The sequence below is a fragment of the Pseudoalteromonas luteoviolacea S2607 genome, from assembly GCF_001625575.1.
Taxonomy (GTDB): domain Bacteria; phylum Pseudomonadota; class Gammaproteobacteria; order Enterobacterales; family Alteromonadaceae; genus Pseudoalteromonas; species Pseudoalteromonas luteoviolacea_E.
The window spans coordinates 436,173-460,156 of record NZ_AUXV01000056.1 but is presented as its reverse complement, the minus strand read 5'-3'; the positions used below and the strand labels follow the sequence as shown (position 1 = coordinate 460,156).

Genomic DNA, 23,984 nt, shown 5'->3' with positions numbered 1-23,984 from the left:
GAGTTGTTGCTAGACACTGTCTTGACGGTAATAACGAGCAGCTCCTTGCTATACACGGAGAGATTTATGAAAAAGACCATAGCAGTCATAGGTGCTGGTTTATCTGGTATTGCCGCCGTCAAACAATTAACGGATGGCGGTCATGAAGTTACTTGCTTTGAAAAAGCCATGAGCTTCGGAGGGGTGTTTGCAGATAAGAAAATCTACGACGACTTACACCTCACTATTTCAAATTATTTTATGGCGTATTCGGACTATGTCCCGAATCATCAAAAATTAAAATTTTGGTCAAAGAAAGAATATATAAACTACTTGGGTGAATATATACAGCGTTTTGATATTGATAAACATATTCACTATGATCACGAAGTTCGTCGCGTCGAGAAACAAGGTGACAAGTGGATAGTCACATGTAAAAACGGTGACAAAGAGCAAAGCAAAGAATTTGATATGGTTGCGGTGTGTTCTGGACATTTCCAGAAACCAAAACTACCGGAGTTACCAGGCCTTGATATGTTCAAAGGAGAAATAGAGCACTCCAACGACTATCGCGACAAGCACAAATACACTGGCAAGCGAGTATTGTGTGTGGGACTTGGCGAAAGCTCTGCTGACATTACATCGGAAATATCAGAAGTCGCGCGTAAGTGTATTCTGTCACTGCGTCGTTACCCAGCGGTTGCACCGCGTTATATGGCGTTTCAAGAAGACCCATATTTTACGATAGATACATCGTGGTTGACTTCACGTATCGTAAATAAATTACCTCATAAATATCACGGTGGGATCACCAAAGGTATTTTCAATAAATATGTAAATAGCCGCAACGACCACGTACGTATTCGCGGAGAATGGTTGAAAAAATCGGGCCCGTCTCATCACCAGGCCGTTACTAAAAACGAACGCCTTTTCCGACCAATTGCAGACGGAAAAGTCATGCCAAACATTGGTGGTATCGAGCGATTCGAAAAGAATTCAGTAGTATTTAAAGATGGCACACGAGAAGAAATCGATGCCGTAGTATTTTGCACAGGGTATCAGCTGAGCTTCCCATTTTTGGATGTCAGTATCGCAAATATGCGTGACCTCTTTAAGCAAATGTTTATTCCTGAGATGGGCCACACGCTGTCTTTCATCGGATTCGTTCGTCCTCAACAGGGCGGAATACCCGTAATCGCAGAAATGCAATGTCGTTATTTATCTAAGCTGGCATGTGGTGAGGCTCACTTACCTACTTTGTCGGAAATGCATGACACAGTGAAGCACGATACCAAGCACTGGCAAACTGAGTACAAGATCACACCGCATGTGGCTTCTTTGGTGAATTACTGTCACTACATGGATTCGATGGCAAAACTGGTCGGCTGTATGCCACAGATCCCGAGCTTGTTTAAAGATCCATTACTGCGAGTCAAGCTACTTCACAACCCACAGTTTGCTGCCCAGTACCGTCTTGATGGGCCAAATAACATGACACATACGGCACGTGAGTTTTTGTTAAGTTTCCCAAACATTAGCTCTTGGCCGCGGATCATTCATTTTGAAGTCGCCTTGGCAGCGCAAAAATTGCTATCCCGTCTGCGTTTAGATGGGTTACGCGAAATCAGCAAGTAAATAACAAGTACGAGGAAAGGACATGATCCAATTGTCAGATGAGTGTTTGAGCAACTTAGATGAAAATCTTGAAGCGCAAACTTATAACTTAAGCAGGCTCAGTTACCTACAAAAAATTATCTTGGGTACCGATGGTACGGTCACGCAGTTACTTGAAAGTATTGTAGGCGAACAGATCGTGGTCGAGAAGTTACTCGAGGCCGATGTGAACGTACTTCCACATGAAGAAGACATGCACTGCCAACAGCGTGTGATCACGCTCAATGGGGCTAAAACTGGGTTACCTTATTTATATGCCGACTCTTTGGTGTATCACGGCAATATGAATGTGAACTTTTCTCGGGCTTTATCAGAAACGCGTATTCCCATAGGTAAAGCGTGGGAAAAATTTCAAATAGAAACCTATAAGACCTTGCTCTCATGGGGCTTTGAATATGCAGGTGAACTGTCGCATCACTTCGCCGTAGAGCCCAGTGATCTTGTGTTATACCGCACTTATCTCGTTTATTCACAAGGCAAAAAAATATTTCGTATTACCGAGAAGTTTCCATTTGCTTGGTATATGCAATCAGAGCAGTTCGACTCTCAATTCGCATCAGCAGAATTATCAACCTTAGTCAGTGGGATTTGACCAATGAAAAATACCGATACAGCAGAAGCTTTGCCACAGAGCAAGTTAGACATAGACAAGTTGACTCCAACGATTCCTCATATTTCATTTAACAGTGAGGATGGTCAGCGCTTTTTCTGGGGCGAAGATTACCACCTCATAATAGAAGAATTGTCAAAGAAATATGGCGATATCTACTCAGTAGAGACCGCAAAAGGCCCAATTGTGGCGCTTAACGGATATCAATACATCAGAGAAGCGCTGGTAGCGCAAAATGATGTATTTAACGTGCGTGCAGATTATGAAATTTTACAAATTGCGCCACAAAAGCACTTCCTAGAGTTGGAAGCGGGCGATCAATGGCAAGTACACCGCAAAGTGTTTGCACATGCGATGCGCGAGTACTTTGCTACCCGTTGGGATCAAATAGAAGAGTGGATGACGACAGAGATTAACGACATTGCTGCCGTTTGGAAAGAACAGGGCGATATTTCGTTTGATCCAAATAGAGAAGTTTCTTTAAAGTTAGCGAGCTTTTTACACAAAGTAATGTTTGACGACCGATTTGGTGAATTTGAGGTGAGTATCTTTGATGAAAAGAGCTTAAGTTGGCTTCCAAATGGGTTTATTAACAGTACGCGTCATGAATTAATGCCTGAAAACTTGCAGGAAAAGTATTACGCTCAGTATGGCGATGCGATTGAAAAGTTCAGCTCAAATTTAAATGGGTTGGATCAGTATGTGTCTTTTAATGTGGGTCGTCGCAAAGAAGATTATGTGCCAGGTGAATATCGCGATTTATGTGATTACTTATTTGAAGCTAATGACAGCGTAGATGACGCGACAAAAGCGGCATTAAATATTGGCGAAAAAGAGATTGTAGTTGGCTCTTTAACTCAGGTTGCAGGTGCTGGGGGCGGTGTTGGCGCATTTGCAATGCGTTGGGCGCTGCTATACCTAGCTGCTTTCCCTGAATACCAAGCGCGCGTGCAAAAAGAATTAGATGAAGTTGTAGGACGTGATGAAGTCCCATTGAATAAACACAAAGCAGACTTGCCATATACACAGGCATTTATCGCCGAGGTATTGCGTCACTGTTCAATTACATCCATGCCTGCTGCTAATTATGCAACTAGTAAAGATACTTTGCTAGATGGTTATTTTCTACCCGCCGGCACGCCACTAGTAATCAATAACTACAGTATCACGCGTGACGAAACCCTATGGGAGCAGCCGGATGAATTTATTCCAGAGCGTTTCTTGGATGATAATGGAGAGTTAAGCAAGAAGCAGCAAGGCAAGGCATTTCCATTTGGGCTTGGACAACGTCGTTGTTTAGGTGAGCATTTTGGCAAATACATCATCCATACTTTATTTGCACAATTGGCGCACAAATTTGAGTTCTCAATTCCAGAAGGTAAAAAGGCGAACTTAAAAGCAATTTCTGGCGTATTTTTGGTGCCAGAAGAAGTCGAGATTAAAGCCAAGCCACGCTTCTAATTCTCTTTAATTCGTATTATGACTATGTACGTTAAAACCACCGTTGCCGGTGGTTTTTTTATGAAGCAGGTCAAACTAGAGGTTGACCTACTTTTCTATTGGCTCAGTTGTGATACGGCACCGACGATACTTTCGACTTGGCGGTTGATGTCGATAATTGTGCTATTGAGCTCTTCTATCAATAATACACCAGACTCTACCTGTTGAGCACTCTTGCCCATTGAGGCGGTTGCTTCCGTGGATAAAGCGACATTTTCTTTAACAACATCAGCAATTTCAGTGGTCGAAGAGCTGGTTCGAGCTGCCAGTTGTCGAACTTCATCTGCGACGACAGCAAAGCCCCGTCCTTGTTCACCAGCTCGAGCAGCTTCAATAGCAGCATTTAAGGCGAGCAAATTTGTTTGCTCGGCAATCGCGCTGATTGTTGAGACGATGTTGTTTATTTGGTCTGATTGCTTATTGAGTGCGTCAATATTAGTAACCGCGACACTCATATCTGTGCGTAAGTCTTGCATGAGTTTGATAACGGTTTTTACGGATTCAGTACCATTTTGTGCGGCCGTATCTGCAAGCTCAGATGCATGACCGACATTTTCTTGAGTTTGGCGAGTTGCAATAATTCGCTCTGTAATATCCGACGCAAACTTTGTGACTTTTATGACTTGGCCATTTTTGTCAATGACGGGGTTATAACTGGCTTCTAACCAAAGCTCGTGACCGTGTTTATCTTTACGTTCTACTTGGCCACTAAAATATTGGCCATTAGCCAGTTGCCGCCACAATATTGCATAGTCTGGAGAGTTCACAATATGACTGGGGCAAAAAGTTCGGTGATGTTGACCTTGTATTTCACTTAGTTGATACCCTGTTGCAGCAAGAAAGTTCTCATTGGCTGTTAAAACATTACCAGATACATCAAACTCAATGACGGCCATGGAGCGATATAACGCATCAATGACGTTTTGTTGAGACACTGCAGTGAGCTCTCGCTCAGTAACATCGGCTGCAAATTTTACAATTTTGAGCAGGTTTCCTGAGGTGTCCAAAACAGGGTTATAGCTTGCTTCCAGCCACAGTTGCCTCCCTGACTTAGTGAAGCGTTCAATCGTACCTGAAAAAAACTCGCCATTATTCAAAGTACGCCATAGTGCTGTGTATTCAGGGGTGCTGGTATATTTCGTATCGCAAAAAATACGATGGTGCTTGCCAACTAATTCCGGGAGTGAATACTCCATTGCATCCAAAAAATTTTGGTTTGCAGTAATAATTTTACCATCAGGAGTGAATTCAATGATCGCTGTGGAACGTCCCACTGAAGCAAGCGTTTGCTCTAACAATTGTTTATGATTGCGCTCTTGCTCAATAGCAAGTTGCAAAGCTCTTCTTTCTTTTCCAAAGGTAAACATTGATGATAAAACCCCGTGCGTTTATTGTTGACAAAACCGGCATTATTGCAATCAGGGTTAGCATGTCAATCATTGCACGTAAATATCATCCTAAGTTATGAGTTACGAAATAGAGCTGATTATTACATGTAGAGCGTGCTATTTTGAGGAGCTCTTTGAAGAGAGAGGCTTTATTAGCGTTTAACCAAGGGTTAAGTTGTTTGAGCCATCTCTGCTTTTAACCATTGCGTAAATACTTTTAATCTAGCTACCCGAGGTGAAGTCGGGTCGTATACAAAGTATCTTTTTACCGTATTTGGGTGAGGTATGTTAAAGGGAATGGACAGCTCTCCTGAATCGAGTTGCCGTTGGCATAAATAGGGTACAGCCAATGTTACGCCATGGCCACTAGAAACGGCGCTTAGTGCTATATCCGTCGAGTTGACTTTGGTCCACTGCTTGTAGTTTTCAACTCCTGAAACGCCAGCATTATTAAACCAACTTGGCCAATCGTAAGGGCCTGGGCTTTCTAACGTCACCAATTTTTGCTTAAACAAAGCCTCAGGTTTGTGTAAAGCCAACTGCTGAGCAAGCAAAGAAGAGCAAATTGGATAAACATTTGACTCACCAAAATAGTCACAGTTTAGGTTGTTTGGAGTATGTTGTTCTACATTGGCGCCAAACCGTATTGCCAAATCAAGGTGGTATTGTTTCAAATCTACAAAACTCGCCGAAGAAGACACATTTATCTGAATGTTTGGATATTGCTCGGTAAACGATTGCAGTCTTGGCATGAGCCACAGTGCGATAAACGCTTGAGTCGAAGTAATGGTAAGCTCACCTTCAATACTCTCTTCGCGCAATTGATTAACACCTTGATTTAAAATTGAGAGACCTTGTTGTGCATGTTCAAATAGCACGCGTCCGGATTGGCTTAGGTGCATCTGTTTACCTTTGCGAATAAACAAGCGGGTGCTGAGTAAGCCTTCTAGCTGGCGCATTTGCTGGCTAACAGCAGCTTGAGAAATACAGAGCTCTTGCGCCGCGAGGCTGTAGCTATGATGTCGAGCTGCACACTCGAAAGTGACAAGCAGATTTAAATTTTTAAACACAATATCTTAATTTTTGTCCTTGATGTTCATAATTATAAGCTCTGCTTATATTAAAAGTCGATTTTGATTGTTGGTGTTTGTAAATGAATATGAAGAAAATAGTGCTATCGCAGACAATAAAATAGTTTACATGGAAAACATCATGAATAAATTTGAAATGCTTCACCAACAATCACAACCATTACTTCTTGCAAATGTTTGGGATGCTGAAAGTGCCAAGCGTGCTGAAAGGGCAGGGTATCAAGCTATAGGGACATCAAGCGCGGCGGTCGCCGCAGTATTAGGTTATGAAGATGGTGAACACATGCCATTTGAAGAGCTCTTGTTTATGGTAAAAAGAATTTCAGCTTCAAGCTCGTTGCCACTGAGTGTGGATATTGAATCTGGATATAGTCGAGATCCCAAAGAGGTTGCTGCAAACATAAGACAGCTGGTTGATTTAGGTGTGGTGGGTGTGAATCTAGAAGATAGTAGGGTGGCCCAAACAAGAATACTTATGGATAAAGATACTTTTGCTGCGTTTTTATCGGAAGTTATGGGGCATCTAAGAGCCAGCGATACTCAGGTTTTTGTTAATGTTCGCTGCGACGCTTTTTTGTTGGGTTTGGACAATGCGACTGCAGAAGCGACCAAACGGGCTGAGAGCTACCAGAGGGCAGGAGCTGATGGGTTATTTTTTCCTTGTGTGATAGCCGAGTCAGATATTGAGGCAGTTGTGACAGCAACATCGTTACCTATCAACGTAATGGCGATGCCTGATTTACCTGCTTTTGATACGTTGTCAAAACTTGGTGTCAGACGTATTAGTATGGGAAATTTTGCTTATGTGTCTATCTCAAATCAATTAGAAAAAACAATGAAAAATATTAATTTAAAAGGCGATTGCAGTGCTCTATTCGTAGCAAACGATTTGTAAACTGATTGCGAGGAGGCGTAGGGTATAGATAAAGTGAAATAAATGAGTTAGTTTGCGGTATAAGTTAAAGGCTACACGCAAATTAAGTATTACAAAGGGATCCGTTATGCGCTTTATATTAATTATGTTCATTACTGTTATGTCATGTAATGCCCTCGCTTCTTCTCCAGAACAGGTTGTGAGTCAATTTTGGCAAGCCCTGTCGCATGATAAAAATGAAAAAGCTGATATTACGCGGCTACAAAAGTTATTCCATTCGGATGCCACCGTCTTTGGAGTGCATTTGAAAGAGGGTAAACACAATTTGATGGTTAAATCTGGCACGGACTTTATTGAATTGTTAAATAAGCCCTCTAAAAGCGGGTTTTACGAATGCGAGATTGTCAGAAAAGTCGAGCGTTATGATCATTTTTCGCAAATATATAGCGTTGTGGAGACTCGGTTTAACCAGGAGAAAAATACACCGGAGTTTACAGGGGTCAATAGCATTCAGTTGGTCAAAACAAAAGGGCAGTGGAAAATAATATCGCTGTTTTATCAAGTAGAGAATCCAAAACACCCGATATCTGTTGACGAGGGGATCTCCGGTCGATGTATTTAAGAGGGTAATGCTATAAGGCATTAAAAATCAATGCTTTAATTAAGGGGCCATGGCATCAATGATTCCCCTATTTGGTCTGGTCAAGCGGTGTCTGTGTTTTAATGATGCCCAACCTCAGGTTTTAAACTGTACTCTGCCTTTCTACTTTTAATGTCTAAAAAATCTATTTAACCCAAAGTTTGGGAATAAAAGTTCTATTTTTAATTGGGTGTAAATTAATTCTTTTCGCGAACTTTGTCGTGTTATAGACGGTAAAATAAGAGTTATCCTGCCTATTTAATGTGAAATTAAAAAATTAATTTTTTGATTAAAATTGCTAACAATTAATTGTTTATAGATTAAAGGCTGTATTGTAAATATACTTTTTTTGATAAAATAACAGGGACAAAAGAAATAAAAAGGGATAAAGCTTGTGTTCTTTTTAAAGGATTCTATTAGCTGTAGTAAAGCAAAGCGAATAAGTACAATTGTTTTTTGCTGTCTAACGTTGGCAGCTTGTGGAGGCGGCTCTAGTAGCCCAAACAATGATAACAAGGATATTAAACCGGCTACCAACAAAACGCCCACGGTAGTCGTCTCTGGGGAAAAGAAAGTACTCGAACAAACCCAGTTTAAATTGGCAGGTAGTGCACAAGATGATGGGGAGATTACTCGTTACAAGTGGCAGCATAATAGCGATTTAGAGTTAGATATCGCAGACTATGACGGCCTGGAGTTACAAGTTGTAAGCCCTGATATCACCGAACCTCATCGTATTACTTTCACGCTAACAGCGACAGATGACAAAGGCAGTTCAGCATCTGCAGATCATACGATGACACTATTGCCAGTCCCAACGATTAATATAACCGGCATAGAAACGGTGTTGGAGTATGAACCTTTTAGCCTAACAAGTGAAATAACTGAACTGTCGGTGGAAGTCGCCAGCTATCAATGGCGACATGATTCAAAGTTACCTTTGCAACTAAGCGGCGAAAACACGTCTACGTTAAGTGTTACTGGTGCTGATGTTGAAGCGGCAGAAAATGTTACTTTCACGATATTAGTGGTTGATACTAGCGACAACGCGTTTGAAAAGTCTCATTTGGTTCGCATTGAACCTTTGATCAACTTAGCACCAGAGCTAGAACTTTCAGGTCCATCGGATGCACAAGGGCTTTCACAAATACAGCTCATCGCTTCGGTTAACGATCCTGAAGGGGATGACGTGGAACTCAGTTGGCAGCATGATTCTGACTTAGAATTTAACTTAACTGGTGAGGAGACTGCAAAGCTCAATGTGTCCATACCAGATATAGAAGCACACACTTCAGTCACGTTTACCGCATCTGCAACGGATGAGCATGGCCAAAGTACCGTCAAAACACATACGGTATCATTGACACCTAAGCCAAACGAAGCTCCTGTTGTAAACATACTGGCACCTGCTTCTGTTGAAGAGGGGCAAATTATCACACTAGAGGCACATGCGACGGACAGTGACGGTAATATTGTTGGCTATAGATGGCGTAATGATGGTGGATTAGATATTTCACCAACTGAAGCGCAAGCGAGAAAAATTGCGCTTCTCACACCCGATATTCAAGAAGATAGAAATGTGAACTTTACCGTCACCGTGACGGATGATGATGGTGCTGAGTCAACCACGACACAAGCTGTGACCATTGTAGCTAAAAGCAATGTAGCTCCCCTTGTGACGATAGATGGCCCAACTTCTATTGGTGAAGAGGTTGCGTTTACCTTATCTTCACAGTCGCGAGATCAAGATGGCAGTATTGTTAGCCATCGTTGGACATATGAGTCGCCAGTTTCTATTGATGTTGGCGACACAACTTCTGAGGAACTCCAAGTATCCGGTATAAGTGTTGATCAAGACATTGATATTAAGTTTATTGTTACGGCTACAGATAACCAAGGCGCTGTAACCAGTGAGGAGCATCAAGTTTCGATTGTCGCATTACCCAATGTCTCACCTGAAGTAACGTTATCCTCTACGAGCACAGAGTTTGCAGAGCGTGCACCATTTATTTTAACTGCCAATGCAACGGATGCTGATGGACAGATAGAGACATATTCTTGGCAACATGATTCGGGCTTAGAATTAATCTTAGTAGGTGAAAATAGCAATTCGTTAACTGTTGAAGTGCCTGATATCACTGAAGATCAAGAGATTACTTTCATGGTTACAGTGACGGATCATCAAGGCGCAACAGCGACTGACTCATTTACCGCCAAAGTTACACACTTAAGAACATCGGCAACGCTTAAGGGCAAGGTGACCGATTCACCGATTGCCAATGCGGACGTGCAGCTCAGAGTGGGTGAGCATATTTTTCATACTGTTGCGGACGCTAATGGTAACTATGTAATAGAGATTGACCTTGATGAATCAGAAAAGAACAATCTGATAAAATTGTCTGCTCAGGGGGTAGGTTCACAAAAAAATGTGGCTTTGATCTCTCAACTTGGTGAATTTGGCGGTTTAGTTGATGCGGCGGGAGAAGATAACACCGTTGATTCAAGCGAATACTTTGGCATCAATATTACAAATGTAACAACGGCTGAATACGCATTGATGATGGAAGTGGGCTCTGCACTTACTAGCGAAGCTGAATTGGCGCAAGCGCAAGCGCATGTAGATAATGAAGAAAAGTTAGAAGTTGCGGCATTGCTCAAAGCCGTAATCGATCATGGACATACTTTACCCGATGGGATCAACTCCACGTTAGAGCTTGCCAGTAACCTTCGTGAAGCCCGGAAAATGCTAAAGGCCCTGAGAAAGTCAGATCCAGAGCTAATTGCGAAGTTAAGGGCTGAAATCAAGGGCGATAACGACCTTATGAATGAAGGTGTTGAGCCACTTTTAGGCACTTATTTTATTGGTGAACGCACGTTAATGAGTGGCTTTGTTGCCGCGCTTTCATTTAATGAAGACCGCACAGGGCAATTAACTGCTAAACAAAACGTATCTTTTACGTGGGATCGAGATGGTTCTAATATCGAACTACTCTTGGCTGAGCCGCTACCAATATACGGTACGGGTCAGTTTAAATCTCCAACTGACTATGTTTCAATCATTACCATCGATGTTTTTGAAAATAGTAAGGGCCGCTTCTCAGGTGACATTAACATGTTCTCTGACGGCAAGTCGCAGCTCATAAAAGCCTTCCATTCAGGATTGATTTCCCAAGACTCAAAGCCTGAACAGCAAGTTGAAGATTTTATTGGTCAATGGTCAATTTCTTATCAGGATAAGTTTGCTAATAACAGTAGCTATGCAATTGAATTTTATGACAATGGCTTTGCTAACGTGACCTCATACATCAATCCAATGCAGATCTCTTGGGGCATTAAAAATCATGAGATGTTTTTTAATAAACACGGTGATGATTTGACGGCAAAATTTGTTCGCAATTTACCGTTCGGCAAATTGATCTACCTTGAGGATATGTACCTTAATAAACGCAGCCTTTTATCGGCCTTATTGATTAAGCATCAAAATATTAGTTTTGATGATATAGATTATCAGAAAACATGGACTCCTATCGAGGTGAAAGGGAAAACCAAGTCGTTTGAAATCGATGAGCAAAATCAAATCAACTACTTTTTTAAACACGGGGAGCCTGTTGAAAAAATAGACGGCAAATTGATGCGCCATGCTTATACATTGGACCGAACGGAAGTTGATTTTTGTGATGTATCTCTGTCAAATTGTAAAATTAATTCAACCAATCAACTGAAACTTTTGGCGGCTTATGAAAATAAAATCGCAGTTGAGTTTACGCAAATTAATTACTTCGAATTTGGTAGCCTAATTGCAGACAGTGAGGTGTTGTTATTCGAACTAAGCGATGACGCCCTTACCGACTCGGATATCTACACTGCATTTGTTGAAACAGATAAATATCAATACGCGTTTGATGGTCGTGCTGAGCTGTATGCTCAAACTGACACCGGCGTAGTGAAACTTCATCGATTTATTCGCTGTACCGGTAGTGTTCCAAAAGAGTGCCAAGAGGCGATTAGAATCAATGGAAAGGACTATTTACTTACTTTGCAATCAGATCGGATTAGGCTAACTCATATCGCGACCGAAAGCGTATCTTATTTACAGTTTGTGGAAAGTGATGGTAATAGCTTTTCAATTTGCCACTTTATGGAGGGTGCAGATTGTAATGCTGAAAATACAACTCGCTACACACCAACACCTCCAGCATTAACTATTAATGTGGAACAAGAAGGCCTTGGCCAACTCGTGTCTTCTAAAAACACTTATCGTTATGGCGAGAGCTTTGCTATCGAGGCTATTCCTGAAACTGGATATGAACTAGAGAGTATTGAGGGCTGTAACGGCACGCTACAAACCACCTCTGATCTCAGACATATTTTTGCTGTAAACGCTCCCAAACATGACTGCGCAATCAAAGCTGTTTTTGTGCAAAGTCCACCCTATGTAGGCGACGTTGTTTTTGTTAACACGAGCTCTGAAATCCCACATAGCTGGCGATTGTCGTTTGAGAACATTAACCGGGGGATGCTCTATACCCATGACGGTATTATTGCGACAGATATGACTAAGGTATCTGAGGGATTATATCGAGCACGTTTTAATGATGGCACAGAGCGTATATCTACTAATGGCATCGATGTTTTTAATGCCATTGGCTTTGATCTAAAAATCACAGCTCAGGGACACCACATCATTTGGCGAGCGATAAACGAAATTGATAACGAAGATTACGATTTAGCACCGATACAAGTAGTCAATAAAAGTGACCTGGTCACTATACCTGTAACTACTGAAGATATGCAGGGAACTTGGCTACTCACTCATCATGCTTTGGATAATGAATCATTGCTTCACTTGGGACAAAACTACAAATTGACTTTGTCGCAAGACCAACAAGGCTCTATGTCATTGATTACTTTGAACCCTGAGATTACTCAATCTCAAACTGATCCAGAGTTGACGGTATCTTGGCGGATCAATTCGTTCGGGCACATAGAAGTATTCAATAATGAGTATGACTTCTTTGTTGAGTTTAAGATGACAGAGACAAGAAATGACGGCTTTAATTTGGTGACTGACAAGGTACGTATATCGGCCAGTAATACGAATTTGAAAAATATTAAGCTATCAATCGGTGCGGGTGCACTAGTTAAAATGCAGGACAATACTTTTGAGATAAATAGTCTTGTAGGTAAATGGCGGTATCAGTCTGTATATGGTGCAGAGGGGTTTGAATTACATCCTGAAGGTGTCTTTAGAAAAGGGTATTTAAATGGGGCTGCTAAAACGAGTTGGGACGGTAATAAGCTAACTGTATCAGCCTTATTCAATGATAGGGAAAAGGTCTTTGACCCAGCATGTGAGCTAGAATTCGAGCATTGTTCACAAGGGTTCAAGCGTGAATATTTAGTGCTCGCAAAGCACAATGAAAAACTGTACGTCATTGAAAGAAAGGAGAAGCCAAGCTTATTCTCACATTTGAAAAACGATGTGGAAGGGCTGCGTGTGATCGCCCTAAATAAGCAAACTAGTTTATCTGAAATCGAACCTCACGTTTTGTGGCACTCATCTTTTAAAGATCACAAAGATTTTGGCGCAGATTATCTACGGCTGTATGAGCGAACAGATAGTGGACTAAAACTTTGGCATCTCTATCATTCTGAGGTCAATGGCTTACAAATTGGAGCTGATACATATCCACACCAACAAGCGCAATGGTTAGATGGTAAACTCAGGTACAATCGTAATGGCGCTGAATATTTATTAGAAGTCGTGCGTAGCGATGCAGAAACAATGACATTTTGTGAGTATTTGGATGGCAGTACATGTGCTGAAGGTACTCTTCGAGAAATGCAGTATGACATACCCGTGTATACCGTCGAAGTTGAAGCTACGGCTGGCGGCAGCATTGAGTTGAACGCGCTTCATTCATACTTACTATTTGGCCAGCCATTAGAAGTTACTGTAAAACATGATTGGGGAATGTACCTAGAAAGTATTGAAGGGTGTGGTATATCTCATTCATCGACGCATTCGGATACACACCTAGTATTTGCAAATACGCAGTTGTCGCAGTCGTGTGTTATTAAAGCGAAGTTTGCAGATATACCAGAGAGTATGTCTGAAAAACTAGGTATATCAGAGTCTTACCTAAAGGCATGTGTCGATGCATATGACGTGCACCGCAACTTAGAATATAGCGAGAGTTTGTCGTGTAGTGGTGGTGAAATACGTTCTCTAACGGATCTTTCTGAACTGGTTAAGTTTAAAAAACTAAAGCGTTTATCGTTGTCTGGCATTGATAGTCTTAGTGATCTAGCACAAGAGCAAATAAACGGTATGTCCAATCTGACCAGTTTGAGCCTTGCTGATATGACGCAATCTAATTTGGATTTGTCTAAATTAACAGAGTTAAAATCACTGACGCTAAAAGTGACGGAGCTAACCGAAGTGACACTACCACAGGGGGGCCAGTTAACCTCACTAAGTATTTCGGTGAGTGGTCCGGAGCATCTAGATTTGGCAGGCCAAACCAATTTGTCTTCGCTAGATATCAGTTACAGCACGGTTAAGTCTGTGGATTTAGGCCAAAATACGACGCTTGAAACTTTAAAGGCGACTAATGCACCACTGACGTCAATAACGGGTATTTCACAAAGTAATCGAATTAAAAGCTTAGGGCTTAAAAATACGCCAATTTCCGGGCTAGATTTTAGCCAGTTTACTTTGTTACAAACACTGGAAGTTGAAGGTACGAAAGTGAGCCACCTTGCGCTTTCTTCTTTGGCACACCTCTCTCGCTTGAATGCGAGAAATACACCATTAGAAAGCTTGTCTGTTAATAAGAGCAGTATTCAGATTCTTGCGATATCAAATACACAATTGACCGAACTCGATCTAACCCATATGGTTGAGCTGATAATGGTACAGGCTCATGATAGTAATATATCGCATGTAAGTTTGGGCAATAACCCTGAACTAACGTTGTTACGTTTGCAAAACAATCTACTTGAAACGTTACAAATACCTGATGATACGAAACTGAAAACATTAGATGCGTCTGGAAACAAGTTGGAAGCGCTAAGTGTTACTAAGAATCACACGATTGTTAATTTGAGGCTATCTGATAATAAAGTGAGTACCTTTGATATTGGGAAATTCTCTGTATTGCGAGTACTCAATCTGTCTAACAACCCGCTAGTAGAACTGAGTAAACCAGACGAGCATTTGATGACGATGTTGTTTGTAGATAACACTTTATTGACAGAGTTTGATTTATCAACCTATACGGGGTTGAAGCAGCTTTCAATCAGCGGGACCTCCATCAATAGCATTCAAATTCTTAATTCTTTTGAGTTGCTCAGAATAAACAATACGGCAATTAAAGCACTTAATTTACCCCAAGGTATAGGTAATTTACAGATAGAGTTTAGAGGCAACACCTTAGACGAGGTGACAGGGAGCGCATCTGTTCGAAATGTCAAAATTTACTTAGGTGGCACCACTGTTAGCGACAAAGCAATATCTCACTTGCAAAGGCATTATGGCAGAGTATTTGCCTTTGTGTGTGAGGAGGGAGATCTAGGTGCTTGCTCTGTAATAAACCGCACCTAATAGGCTAAGTACGATATCATTAAGCTCCTACGTTATGTTTTAAATGGTGTAGGAGCTTTTTTGTTTTTAGTAGAAACACTTTTCAAGATTAACCTACTCTGTGCATGTAGGATTGAATGTAGAGGTGCTTGCGTCAGGTTGGTGTTAAACGTATTCTCGTTAGCTGTCGAACGAGTTTTACGGGTGTGAACACAAGGAGAGAAAAGCTATGAATTACACGTTGAGAACAGCCCAAGAGGAAGATATTTCGGTTTTGAAAAAAATCATCAGTGAATCAACAAGGGAGTTGTCTAAGCTGCATTATTCAGAGGAACAAATAGAGCTGGCATTGGAAAGCGCTTTAGGTGTTGACACGCAACTGATTAAAGATAAAACCTATTTTTGCATTGAAGATCAGGGAGAGATTGTAGCTTGTGGGGGGTGGAGTTATCGCACCACACTGTTTGGGAGTGACAATGAAAGGGCTCGCAATAATACCCTGTTAGAGCCTGGATCCCAAGCGGCAAAAGTACGAGCATTTTTTGTTAGGTCTTACTATGCGAGGCAAGGGCTTGGCTCAATGCTTATGAAAAAGTGTGAGTCTGAAGCTATTGCTATGGGGTACTCAAAGCTCGAACTTATGGCGACCTTACCCGGTGTAAAACTGTATGAAAGGCACGGATTTATTCAACAAGCTTCAATCGAATACCAATTGAATGATGAGACAACGATTACATTTGTGTCGATGAGCAAACAGATTGAATTAGTTTAACCGTTTATACTTTCGAACTTGCCGTTCATGTTATTTGTGACCTGAATTGATTGCATAATCAATATGAATTTTGCATAGTCCAATCACAGGTTACAAAGTTATAATGGAAGCGCTTACCTTAAAGGACATAAGGCACATATAGCAATTGTATGTCATTTCTTTGTGTCATTTTAACGATTTAGAATTGAAGTGAAAGGTTCTAACATGCTAAATATGTCACGCGCAGTTTTCCCCTTACTGATCGCATCATCTACTATTTATTCATCTGTTGCTAGCGCAAACAGTTGTTTAGGCGAACTTTATTCTATTAACTCAGGTCGCGGCGCACCTGGGGTACTATTCAGTTTACAAGAGCAAGAAAAGTCAGCAAAAGCAATTTCAATGGCTGAATTTAGTTCTGCAGCTATGGCATACGATTCCAGCCTCAACCGAATGTACTATGCATCTTCGCCTATTCCTTTCGAATACAAAGTGGACTTAAGTGCACTAAATGCATCGCCTGAAGTACTCGCACAAATTCCAGTACAAGGCGATAGGTTCAAATACACCCGTTTAGCCTACTACGACTTTGCCAGTCAGGAACATCATGTTGTTGATCGAACTAAATCAGTTATAGGCATGGTCTATGATGAAGAAAATGATGTGTTGATAGCTAATAGCTATACCGATCTGTATGAAATCGATAAGGGCACTGGTGCAGCTACTAAGCTTATGCACTTTGGTGATATAGACGGTCAATACCGAGGCGATTTAGTTTTCCATCAAGGCCAGTTGTACTTAGTTTCTTCAACCTCTGTGTATTTAATTGACAGAACAGATGAAAATAATTTCGAGTTGATTAAACAGGCTGACCATAATCTGATTGCGGTTACAGGAGCAACAATCGGACAAAATGGAGATGTACTTGTTAGTCGCGCTGTCATTAATGACCACGGTCACAGAAATCAGTCTGAGTTGTACAAAGTTAATATGCAAACGGGCGGCACTTGCCTTGTTGCGACTTTGCCGCTAAGAATTAACGACCTTGCGACAAATACAGCAGCACCAGTAGCTTGCTATCAGGCTGATCCATGTGCATTGGACAACAAGATCACTTTGATTTCTGATTCAATTGTAAAAAACCTAGACCACAAATGGCAGTCGCACTCAACCGCAAGTGCTAACTTTTTCGCGCCAGCTGTTTTCACATCAGCGCCGAGCTTTAATGGTAGTCACGGTGGAGTTAACCGAGTTAGAAATGTTTCCCCAACAGGCTTTGAAGTTGCATTTAAGGAGTGGAATTACTTAGACCAAGTACATCCTTATAAAGAGTCTTTCGATTATATGGCTCTAGAACAAGGTCGTTACACCATGGCCGATGGGACGGTCATTGAAGTGGGTAGCTTTGAACTCAATGATACAAAAGTATTCAAGCAAGCAAACTTTAGCCAAAACTTTGACAGTGCGCCGTATGTTTTCCTCCAAGTTCAAACATTTAATGGTGGTCACACTATTGCGACTCGTGTTAAAGACATTACAACAACCGGTTTTAAAGCGGCTTTTTATGAGCAAGATACGTTAAACGAAGGCCATGTATACGAAACAGTATCATATGTTGCAATTGTGCCAGGCAGTGGTTCTTCAGGCACATTAGAAACACAATCTGGTAGTCCATCTTATGAATTATTCAGTGCGAATATCAATCATACTGGGGGCCAAATTGGGGAGCACTACTACTTATTAGTTGAGGAGACCTCAAAAGATAAGGAGTTAAACCATACCATGGAAACTGTGCTAGTGATGGATATCGGTGGTGTTAGCCTTGTGCAGCAAGTCAGCAGCAATGGGGATGATAACTTAAGTATCCGACGCAAAGATTGATCAACCCTTGGACATCTGTCTCGGCCCTCGAAGAGGGCCTTTTTTATTTTGATTCTTTCCTTTAACTTCTTTCTTCTTAACCTTTTATTCCCGATAACAGACCAATTATTAATATGTAACTTTACCCAAATTGTGGCCTAAAAAGTGCATTGGAAATAAGGACTGTTAATTGTAGCGAATGATAACAGCGACTTTTATACAGCTTTCTACTTATGGAAGCTAAAGCACGTAAATACACAATTTAAGAACTCAAATTATGGTACTTATTGGCTAGGTAAAAAGTCTCATATTGCGTAATTTACTAAAGAAATCACGCATTTTAACGATAAATTTAGTAATAATAGTAACTTGTCCATTTTTGGCACTAGCCGTGTTTACAATCATTCATAATTGGCGCTAAAAGAGGCCTATTTTGACTTAACATTGCACGGTTGTTGTGCTGAAATGAGGAAGGTTGCATAAAAACAAATAATAAATGCAAGAGTATTTAGGAAGGAAGTGATGTCTTTGTTTCATTTTGATGAGGAGTCTGGGTATGTTTCTATGAAGGAACATCCCGCGCATTCGGGGTTTCCCGCGAGTGCTGCACAGCTTGTTGAGCTGTTAGAGCAATCTCCTTATGCTGACTTTGATGTCATTCATGCCAATATTGGCCAATTGTTTGCGCCATCAGATGAGCGAGAAAAGGATTTATTGATCGTTGCGAGAGCTGTTGACGCGTCTATTATGATCCATGTCGAAGAAAATAACATGCTGGCCGAAGCTCGGCTAACAACCGCAAGAGGCGGAAAACTTATCTCAATCGACGATGCAAGAGCTGCATTAACAAGTGCTGGTGTGGTTAAGGGGATAAATGAAAGGGCACTCGATACCTTTTTAGGCCAGCAGTTTGAGCAACCTTCTGGAAGTGTTTATTCGGGTATCGTAGCACATGGCGTGAGAGCGAAAGACGGTACTGATGCTCGATTTGTACGTTTGTGCATGACAGCGCAAGACAGAGTACTGAGCCCTCAACAAAAGTCGGGTGGTAAAGTAGATATGCGTGACTTGGGGGCAATCATAACGGTCAAACCGGGTAGCCCTTTAATGAAGCGTGTGCCGCCGACTCCTGGGGAGCAAGGTTTCTCAGTGTTTGGTGATATTCTTGAGCCAAAACCTGGGAGAGATTTCACCTTACAGGTCTCTGAAGGCACTAAAGTCAGTCCAGATGATCCGAATCTTCTGATAGCCGAGGCGAAAGGTGTGCCTGTCGCTGTACCTCGCGGTATGCGAGTAGATGATGTACTGTGCTATGACAATGTTGATGTCACAACTGGGCACATAGAGTTTGATGGCAGCGTTGTTGTTAGCGGAGATGTCAAAGACGGGATGAAAATAAAAGCCACTGGCGATATAACCGTTATTGGTTTTGTTGAGTCTGCCCATCTGGAAAGTGATAGTGCAGTTACAGTTATGCTCGGTGCTATAGGACGAAAACGAATAGAGGGTGAAGATTTTTCTTGTATTATTAAGGCAAAGCGCACCATCTCCGTCGGTTATGGCCAGTACTGCCACATAGAATCAGATCAAGATCTCTTTATTGAGCGACAGGCGCTGCACTGCGATTTAAAATCTAAACGGCTGATTAGGGTAGGAAAGGGCGACACACCTCGAGGTAAGCTTATCGGTGGAAATGTATATAATGCGATGCGCATTGAGGCTGGTGAAGTAGGTGCGCCATCAGGTACACGCACAAGAATTGTACTGGCTCAAGATTGGTACGATTTGAAGAAAAAAGAAAACGAGTTTAAAAACCTAGATAAACTGCTCTCTGATAAGTTACTTGCTATTAAGCGAGCGCAAATTAAAGCGAAGAAAACGAAAGCATCTGAAAAACGTGATGCGTATTTGAAAAAGCTTGAAATCACAGAAAAGCGGTTAGATACGCATTATCAACGCAACGTGCGAAATAGTAAATTGGTGGCGCAAAAACTGAGACGCTTAATTAAATTGAGCCGTGTAAAGGTAAATGAATTAATGCACCCGGGTATCGAGCTGACGATTGCAAAAGATAGCCGCTCTTTTTCTAGAATTTACCCTCCACACCTTGTAAAGCTCGATGAAGGCAAAATTACCCAAGAGTTTAATAATTAATTATATTTAAACCAAAAAAAAGCAGCTAAGGCTGCTTTTTTTGTCAGTGAGAGTTACGCGTCATCACCAGTCGGAACCTGCTGTTCTTCTTCCTGAGGTAATGGCCATCCACCCAGTGCTTGCCACTTATTAACGATATGACAAAATAACTCCGCAGTACGCTCTGTATCATACAACGCGGAATGGGCTTGTGAGTTGTCAAATTCGATACCTGCGGCTCTACAGGCTTTTGCCAGCACAGTTTGACCCAGTGCGAGTCCCGCGAGTGAGGTCGTATCAAAGCTAACAAATGGGTGGAAAGGCGTTCGCTTAATATTGTTACGTTCGATAGCTGCGTTTAGAAAGCCATGATCGAATGCGGCATTGTGTGCCACGATAACTGAGCGCTGGCAGCCTGTGTCTTTTTGCGCTTTTCTGACTGCCTTACAGATCTCTTTGATGGCTTCGCTTTCCTCAACGGCTCCGCGCAGCGGGGAGAATGGGTCTATGCCGTTAAATTCTATTGCCGATTGCTCAATGTTAGCACCCTCAAAAGGTGCAACGTGAAAATGCAATGTGTTATCGATACTAAGCTCGCCCTCATCGTTCATCTTCAAAAGGCTAACAGCGATTTCTAAAAGGGCATCAGTGTCTTTATTAAATCCAGCTGTCTCAACATCAATTACAACGGGGAAAAAGCCGCGAAAGCGCTTTGCGAATAGGGATTGCTCTTGTTCTGCCATGGTCAACTTGGTTTTCTAAATCGAGCCGCCTATTATACTGATCGTGCGCCAAGATGCTATTTAGTATAAGCTGATAAATAACTATTTTTATGCATAACAGCATTTTTGACATACTAAAACGGTACGCTAATTGCTTAAATTAGTGCAGTAAGAACATTCAGGTTAAAGATGCGTTGCCTGAAAAATGGCTACATTGCTTGAGGTAAGAAAAGTGAAGCGTAATATCAACATCTTAGTTGCAACAATTGTGTTATCAGTTGTTTGGCCTGCGCAAAGTGCTATGCGGCAATATAGTGCCTCGGTAGATAGTTCTAAGTGGATGGTTGATCGTACAACTCGTTTGTCGTGCACATTGTCTCATAACGTTCCTTACTATGGAGAAGCTATTTTTAGCTCCACAGCAAGCAAAAATAAAGATCTTACTTTTAACTTGGACATGGTTATCAGGCCCGAGAGCTACGATTTTGCTGGGTTAGAGTCGGTGCCACCCAGTTGGCGTGCAGGCATGCCGGCAAGAAGTATGGGCAAAATGTCGTTGCTGAAAAAGTTTGATGGCGAATTAGGCAACCCCGTTGCTTGGGAAATGCTAACAGAGTTAGAAAAAGGGTATCAGCCTACTTTTTATTATGAAGATTGGAACAATAAGCATGATCAAATATCGGTGTCATTGTCTTCGGTAAACTTTAAGAAGTCTTACTGGGAGTTTTTACAATGCAGAGACAATCTTTTACCTTACAGCTTTGAAGATATTGCTTTTGTAGTCATGAACTACCGTCAAAACTCCAGCGAGTTGACTCAATCTTCACGTAAAAGGTTAGATATGATAGGCGAGTATTTAAATAACGATCCTGACATCGATTCTATTTACATTTCGGCTTATTCAGACAGCTACGGTGCTAAAAACGTCAACCTCAATTTATCTAAAAAGCGGGCTATGGCAATCAAGGATTACATGGCTAGTAAGGGCGTACCAGCCAATAAGATAGTCTCAGATGGTTTTGGTGAAAAACGTCATGTGGCAATTAATACTACACCAATTGGTCGAGAAACAAACCGACGCGTTATCATTCAAATATCCAAGCCCTAGACAGGGCTTGGAGGATTGCAAGGTTTATTAAATCTTATTGCGGATCAGATCTCTTACGTACAGTCTTGATGGGTGTAGCGCCTCATGTACACGTTCACTGAATGGAAGTGGCTCTTCAAAGAGACTCGCGACTAAGTGCTCAGTAACCATCGGTGCTGTACATAAGCCTCTTGCGCCAAACCCTGTTACTATATGTAGACCTTGATGCGGAAGCGCTTGAGGTGAAAAGTCATAAGACTTACCCTTGCTAAGGTTGCGATAAGCTTGGATTACATCTTCTTTCTGTTGCACTTGTCCAATCATCGGCGTGTGGTCATTAAAGCAGCACCTTACAGCTGCCTTGGCACTTTTAACGCCTCCTAGGCTGGTGTCGAATTCAGTCCCCGCATAAAAGTTTGCTAATTGCTCACGATTGGTAATGTTGTCTTGCTCTTTGATTTGTCTCGATTTAGAGTGTTTTTCAAAGGTAGCCCCCATGCAATGCTGGCCGTTTTGACTCGGAGTGAAGTAACCTTTGTGACAAAGTACCGTCGAGAGTTTTTCAGACGCTTCACCCGCTTCAATATGTGATACTTGGCCTCGAACGCCGTGAATACCAATGTCTTTTGTTTGTTCGAAGCGATCGCTATGCTCTCCTGCACATACAAATACTTCTGAGAATGGCCCAATTTCAGTTTCTTTTGAAATCAAGTACCAGCCATCCTGCTTTCGCTCCAATTTATCGATGCAAGTGTTAAAATGCGCTCTACTCGGAACTAGATCATTTGCCGCATCAAAAACAGCCTGTGTTAGCTCTGGTGGACTTACCCACCCACCTTGCTCAATAAATAGACCGCCGTAAGGTGTGTCAATGCTCGAAATTTTTTGCGCTTGCTCTGTTGTGACTGATTTGATGAGTTGCTCTGGGTAGAGCGAGCTGCTTGCTATTTTGTGATGTTGCAGTTTTTTCGCTTCGGTGACACTTTGCAACAATACACCACACCATTGATGAGCGAAGTTATATTCTTGTTGGGCCAATGATTGATAAAATCGTAGAGCATACAAAAAACTATGTGCGTAAAACTCGGAAGGAATTCCAAATTCACTTTGTAAGTTTGGATAAACAGCGCCTTGTCGATTATGAGATGCGCCTTGCGCTAGCGCATCATCCTCACAAAATAGCGTCGCTTTTACGCCTCTTTTTGCCAAATTGTACAGTAAGCAACTTGTAGCAATACCTCCACCAATTATCGCGACATTATCGAGCGACGCTTTATTTTGTTGGAAATAGGTAGGTGTCGTTTGGTGAGGCGTCGCGCTTTCTAACTGACCAATCACCATCTCTCTTTTTCTACCGTAGCCTTTGACTTTTTTGCAGTCGAACCCTGCCTCTTGCAGACCTCGCCTAACAAAACCGGCAGCTGTGAAAGTGGCAAATGTTGCATTGCTCTGACTTAGGTTTGCCATGGCGTCAAACAATGATTGCTGCCACATATCGGGGTTTTTACTCGGTGCAAACCCATCAAGGTACCAAGCATCTACTAACCCCTTATTCTTATATGCAATTTGAGGTAAGGATGCTTGAACGTCTCCGAACCACAGGTCAAGAATCACTCGGCCTTGTTCAAATTCAAGACGGTGACAACCTTGTAATGCCATTGGGTATTGTTCACAAAGTTGATCTGACAGAGACTGAAGAGAAGGCCAAGCTTTTAACGCTTGTTTTAAATCTTCTAACTTGATTGGGTATTTCTCGAAAGAGATAAAGTAAAGACGTTCAATGTTTGAATCTTTTGATCTGTTGTTAAAACGTGCCCAACTATTTAAAAAGTTAAGCCCAGTACCAAACCCTGTTTCAGCAATAACAAAGTGGGGTCTTGGGTGATTGTTGAAGCGTTCTGGTAAATTGTTTTGTTCAAAAAAGACATAATTAGACTCAGCAAGTCCATCGTCATTAGAGAAATAAACGTCATCAAAATTATCGGCAACAGGCGTGCCGGCGTCGTTAAAGTGGATTTGTGCGTTACTTATCATAGAAATACGTTAGAATACCTTCTGTAATTAATCGCTATTTTACTGCTTTTATTTGC

General features: G+C 41.7%; 14 protein-coding genes. 10 read left to right on the top strand and 4 right to left on the bottom strand.

Features of this window, described 5'->3' with window-relative positions; genetic code table 11:
- Nucleotides 1-66: 66 nt before the first annotated feature.
- Genes N480_RS19075 through N480_RS19065 form a run of 3 tightly spaced genes read left to right on the top strand, consistent with a single transcriptional unit; the run spans nucleotide 67 to nucleotide 3,724 of the window.
- Nucleotides 67-1,614, top strand: a complete 1,548-nt coding sequence (locus N480_RS19075) for an NAD(P)-binding domain-containing protein (protein ID WP_063374018.1) — start codon at nucleotides 67-69, stop codon at nucleotides 1,612-1,614.
- Nucleotides 1,615-1,636: 22 nt separating this feature from the next.
- A complete protein-coding gene (locus N480_RS19070; protein WP_063374017.1) occupies nucleotides 1,637-2,245 on the top strand; it encodes a chorismate--pyruvate lyase family protein in 609 nt (202 codons plus the stop codon).
- Between the two features lie 3 nt (nucleotides 2,246-2,248).
- Nucleotides 2,249-3,724, top strand: coding sequence for a cytochrome P450 (locus N480_RS19065; protein WP_063374016.1), 1,476 nt, complete (start codon nucleotides 2,249-2,251; stop codon nucleotides 3,722-3,724).
- A gap of 95 nt (nucleotides 3,725-3,819) precedes the next feature.
- Here the strand turns inward: N480_RS19065 and N480_RS25950 are convergent, their stop codons facing one another.
- Nucleotides 3,820-5,130: a PAS domain-containing methyl-accepting chemotaxis protein gene (locus tag N480_RS25950; protein ID WP_063374015.1), complete on the bottom strand. Its 1,311-nt coding sequence runs from the start codon at nucleotides 5,128-5,130 to the stop codon at nucleotides 3,820-3,822.
- 191 nt (nucleotides 5,131-5,321) lie between these two features.
- Entirely contained in the window at nucleotides 5,322-6,221 is a 900-nt protein-coding gene (locus N480_RS19055) for a LysR substrate-binding domain-containing protein (protein ID WP_063374014.1), read from the bottom strand.
- Nucleotides 6,222-6,294: 73 nt separating this feature from the next.
- On the opposite strand from N480_RS19055, the gene N480_RS19050 reads away from it, so the two are divergent.
- From N480_RS19050 to N480_RS19025, 6 genes are all read left to right on the top strand, one after another.
- On the top strand, nucleotides 6,295-7,137 hold the full coding sequence (locus N480_RS19050) for an isocitrate lyase/PEP mutase family protein (RefSeq protein ID WP_231102287.1): 843 nt from the start codon (nucleotides 6,295-6,297) through the stop codon (nucleotides 7,135-7,137).
- A gap of 106 nt (nucleotides 7,138-7,243) precedes the next feature.
- Complete coding sequence (locus N480_RS19045) at nucleotides 7,244-7,738, top strand: nuclear transport factor 2 family protein (RefSeq protein ID WP_063374013.1); 495 nt, start codon at nucleotides 7,244-7,246, stop codon at nucleotides 7,736-7,738.
- Nucleotides 7,739-8,225: 487 nt separating this feature from the next.
- Nucleotides 8,226-15,362: a leucine-rich repeat domain-containing protein gene (locus N480_RS19040; protein WP_155732898.1), complete on the top strand. Its 7,137-nt coding sequence runs from the start codon at nucleotides 8,226-8,228 to the stop codon at nucleotides 15,360-15,362.
- A gap of 208 nt (nucleotides 15,363-15,570) precedes the next feature.
- Nucleotides 15,571-16,113, top strand: coding sequence for a GNAT family N-acetyltransferase (locus N480_RS19035; protein ID WP_063374011.1), 543 nt, complete (start codon nucleotides 15,571-15,573; stop codon nucleotides 16,111-16,113).
- Between the two features lie 204 nt (nucleotides 16,114-16,317).
- Nucleotides 16,318-17,973, top strand: coding sequence for an H-type lectin domain-containing protein (locus N480_RS19030; RefSeq protein WP_063374010.1), 1,656 nt, complete (start codon nucleotides 16,318-16,320; stop codon nucleotides 17,971-17,973).
- Between the two features lie 501 nt (nucleotides 17,974-18,474).
- Entirely contained in the window at nucleotides 18,475-20,106 is a 1,632-nt protein-coding gene (locus N480_RS19025; protein WP_063374009.1) for a DUF342 domain-containing protein, read from the top strand.
- Nucleotides 20,107-20,159: 53 nt separating this feature from the next.
- On the opposite strand, the gene rnt is transcribed toward N480_RS19025, so the two are convergent.
- On the bottom strand, nucleotides 20,160-20,828 hold the full coding sequence (gene rnt, locus N480_RS19020) for a ribonuclease T (RefSeq protein WP_063374008.1): 669 nt from the start codon (nucleotides 20,826-20,828) through the stop codon (nucleotides 20,160-20,162).
- A gap of 223 nt (nucleotides 20,829-21,051) precedes the next feature.
- Here rnt and N480_RS19015 point away from each other — a divergent pair, with 223 nt between their 5' ends.
- A complete protein-coding gene (locus N480_RS19015; RefSeq protein WP_419554952.1) occupies nucleotides 21,052-21,915 on the top strand; it encodes an OmpA family protein in 864 nt (287 codons plus the stop codon).
- Between the two features lie 27 nt (nucleotides 21,916-21,942).
- On the opposite strand, the gene mnmC is transcribed toward N480_RS19015, so the two are convergent.
- On the bottom strand, nucleotides 21,943-23,928 hold the full coding sequence (gene mnmC, locus N480_RS19010; protein ID WP_063374006.1) for a bifunctional tRNA (5-methylaminomethyl-2-thiouridine)(34)-methyltransferase MnmD/FAD-dependent 5-carboxymethylaminomethyl-2-thiouridine(34) oxidoreductase MnmC: 1,986 nt from the start codon (nucleotides 23,926-23,928) through the stop codon (nucleotides 21,943-21,945).
- Nucleotides 23,929-23,984 lie beyond the last annotated feature (56 nt).